4 protein-coding genes are annotated in these 3,240 nt (G+C 45.4%); all 4 read left to right on the forward strand.

Features of this window, described 5'->3' with window-relative positions:
• Positions 1–364 precede the first annotated feature (364 nt).
• Positions 365–886 carry an antirestriction protein ArdA gene (locus tag GY683_RS07700; protein ID WP_297288177.1) on the forward strand — a complete coding sequence of 174 codons (522 nt, stop codon included), beginning with the start codon at positions 365–367 and terminating at the stop codon, positions 884–886.
• A 291-nt stretch (positions 887–1,177) separates the two neighbouring features.
• Positions 1,178–1,963 carry a type IV toxin-antitoxin system AbiEi family antitoxin gene (locus tag GY683_RS07705; protein WP_297288178.1) on the forward strand — a complete coding sequence of 262 codons (786 nt, stop codon included), beginning with the start codon at positions 1,178–1,180 and terminating at the stop codon, positions 1,961–1,963.
• Positions 1,960–2,859 carry a nucleotidyl transferase AbiEii/AbiGii toxin family protein gene (locus GY683_RS07710; protein WP_297288179.1) on the forward strand — a complete coding sequence of 300 codons (900 nt, stop codon included), beginning with the start codon at positions 1,960–1,962 and terminating at the stop codon, positions 2,857–2,859. Before GY683_RS07705 ends, GY683_RS07710 begins: the two co-directional genes overlap by 4 nt.
• A gap of 106 nt (positions 2,860–2,965) precedes the next feature.
• Positions 2,966–3,240 (forward strand): GTP-binding protein (locus GY683_RS07715; protein ID WP_297288180.1); only part of this gene is annotated, 275 nt, incomplete at its 3' end.

Raw genomic sequence — 3,240 nt, forward strand, 5'->3', positions numbered from 1 at the left:
CAGCAGGTGATCAACTTGATCCAGAATCGGTGATCAACATTTTCCAGAATGCCTGATCAACTTATTCCAGAATCCGTGATCAAGATCGGCCAGAATATGCAATGAACGCTTTGGCGTTCAGCTTAGGGTTCTATCTGTTCCCCTTTTGGGTAAACGTCAAAATATCACACAACTTGGCTTCATCAAGACATCCCCCAGCCTTCCGCACCCATTAAAAGTACCAATGGGTTTGTGCAGGCAGGGCGGTTCCCCCTGTCTGGATTACGCCAAAACATGTGATCTTACGCTCTCTTTGTTCGCTTCTTTTTCTGGGGTTTTTAACCCCAAAAGGGGATGTGTTTTTTAAATAATAGGAGCGAAGACAATGACAAAATCAACAGCAGAAATTAGCATCTATGTGGCGTGTTTAGCGGCATACAATAACGGTAAATTACATGGGTGCTGGATTGACGCAACGCAGGAGCTGGACGACATACAAGACCAGATTAATTCTATGTTGGCATCAAGCCCTGAAGAGGACGCAGAAGAATATGCAATCCATGATTACGAGGGGTTTGGTAGTTACAGCTTGGGAGAGTATGAAGGGATAGACAGTGCGCACGAGGTTGCTGGTTTTATCGAGGAACACGGCGAGCTAGGCGCGGAGTTACTTGGTTATTACAGCGACATTGAAGACGCCAGAAAAGCCGTAGATGAAAGTTATTGTGGGTGTCATACCAGTGTGGCGGATTATGCCCAAGAGCTAACCGAGGACACCGGCAATATTCCAAGCCACTTAGAAATGTATATCGACTATGAACGCATGGGGCGTGATATGGAGCTAGGCGGCGACATCTTTACAATTGAAACAGGCTATCAGGAAGTGCATATATTTTGGAGCCATTAAAAAAGTAAAGCCCCTGCTACGGTGGGGGCTTTAATCTACCGCGCTTTTGGGGCTCAGCGGCCTACCGGCCTTAATTGCTCATCCTTCGCTTGTATTGTCTCTTGTCGAGCCAAACTGAGCCCCAAAAGCAGCCCTTGCGCCTAGTCCTGTCGCAAGGGTCAAAGCAATGTCGATACCAGTATCGCTCTTTTTGTTTAAAAAACAGTATATTTAGGTATTTTAGATACCCAAATAATAGATAATATAAACCTTTTTATTGATTTAGTTTATAAAAATAGATATATTGGAAGTATGAATACCGAAAGAGAGTCAAAATTAAACACTCTGCTTAGCACTCAGCCTTCAGGCATAGTGCTCTCTTCGGCATGGTTAACAGAACAGGGCTATAGCCTCGACTTACAAAAGCAGTACAAGAAAAGCCAGTGGTTTGATTCTATCGGCACAGGTGCCTTGATACGCCATGGTGATCAGGTGGATTATCTGGGCGGCATCTATGCGTTGCAGTCTCAGCTAGGCCTCTTTGTGCATCCAGCGGCTAAAACGGCGCTGTCATTGCAGGGGAAGGCTCACTATTTAGAACTGTCTTCCAAGAAGGCGCAGCTTTTTGGTGGTAGGGATGAGAACTTGCCGCTTTGGTTTAAAAAGCGGGATTGGGGTTTGAGTGTAGAGGGCAAGATGACGAGCTTTTTGCCGCCTGATCTTGGCTTGGTTGAGATCGATCATAAAAGTTTTAAAGTGAAGATATCCAGCCCCGCGCGCGCGGTTATGGAGTGCTTATATTTAGCGCCAAAATCTCAGCCGCTTATGGAAGTGTTTGAGCTTATGGAAGGCTTGAATAATTTGCGGCCAGCGACAGTGCAAAAATTATTGGAAGAGTGTAGTTCTGTGAAGGTGAAGCGCCTGTTTTTGTATTTGGCAGATAAAGCAGGTCATGAATGGCTCAGTTATATCGATCTGGATAAGGTCGATTTGGGTTCAGGCAAGCGCGCCATCGTGAGTGATGGCGTTTATGTTGCGAAATACCAGATAACTGTTCCCAAGGCTCTCGATTCAATCAATGGAGAGGCAGCGGCATGAATAACGCCTATACAAAACAGGTGAAGCTGCTCTTGGATGTGTTGCCAGAGGTCGCTAAAGAGGCCTGTTTTGCCATGCATGGTGGCACGGCAATCAACCTTTTTGTGCGTGATATGCCAAGGCTATCGGTTGATATCGACTTAACCTACGTTGAAATAGCTGAGCGCAATGAAACGCTGGATGGCATTAACGCAGCCCTTATTCGCATTAAAGAACGTATCGAGGGCTTGCGCCCATCGATACGCATTCAGCATAAAGAAAATATTTGTAAGCTCCAGCTTGATGAGCGTGGTGTGATGATCAAGATTGAAGTGAATATGGTGGGGCGTGGCTTGATCGGTGAGGCTACGAAAGCCCAGCTTTGCGAAGCTGCACAAGAACAGTTTGACGCTTTTTGTGCCATGCCTATTGTGCCGTTAGGACAGCTATATGGCGGTAAGATTTGTGCGGCGATGGATAGGCAGCACCCAAGAGATTTGTTTGATGTAAAGCTTCTGTTAGATAACGAAGGCTTTAAGGATGAGATTAAATGCGGGTTTTTATTTGGGCTGGTGAGTAGTAATCGCCCGACCCATGAAATGTTAAATCCGCATTTGCTCGATCAGCGCATGGCGTTTGAAAACCAGTTTGAAGGTATGAGCGCAATAGAATTTCGTTACGATGAATATGAAGCCACAAGGCTTCAACTAATCGAAACGATACAGTCTAGTTTAAATGAAAGCGATAAAGCGTTTTTGCTCAGTCTTAATGGTTTGGAACCAGACTGGTCGATTTATGATTTTCAGGATTTTCCATCGGTGAAATGGAAGCTCCTGAACTTAGAGAAGTTTAAAACGGAAAACCCAGAAACTTATCAGCAGCAATTGAGCGAGCTGGACAAGGTTTTGGCGCAATAATGTATAGCGTGGCGCTTATTCTGTAGAATAGTGCGCTTTTCAGTCCCCCAAGGGGGTAACTTTATAAACAAGTACAAATTTAAGTACAAATTAGGATTTTGAAGGTATGGGTGATAGCAATTTTGTCAATGAAATCAACAAGAGACGCACGTTTGCTATCATCTCCCACCCGGATGCTGGCAAAACCACCGTCACCGAAAAGTTACTGCTATTTGGTAAGGCTATTCAGATGGCGGGTACGGTGAAGGGCCGCAAGGCGGCACGTCATGCTTGTTCTGTCTGGAGGGGGCTGGAGAAGCAACGCGGTATTGCGGTTACTTCTTCGGTGAGGAAGTTTCCATTTGGAGATTGCATTATTATCCTGCTGGATAAACCAGGCGA

The sequence above is a fragment of the Moraxella sp. genome (assembly GCF_024227015.1).
Classification (GTDB): domain Bacteria; phylum Pseudomonadota; class Gammaproteobacteria; order Pseudomonadales; family Moraxellaceae; genus Moraxella.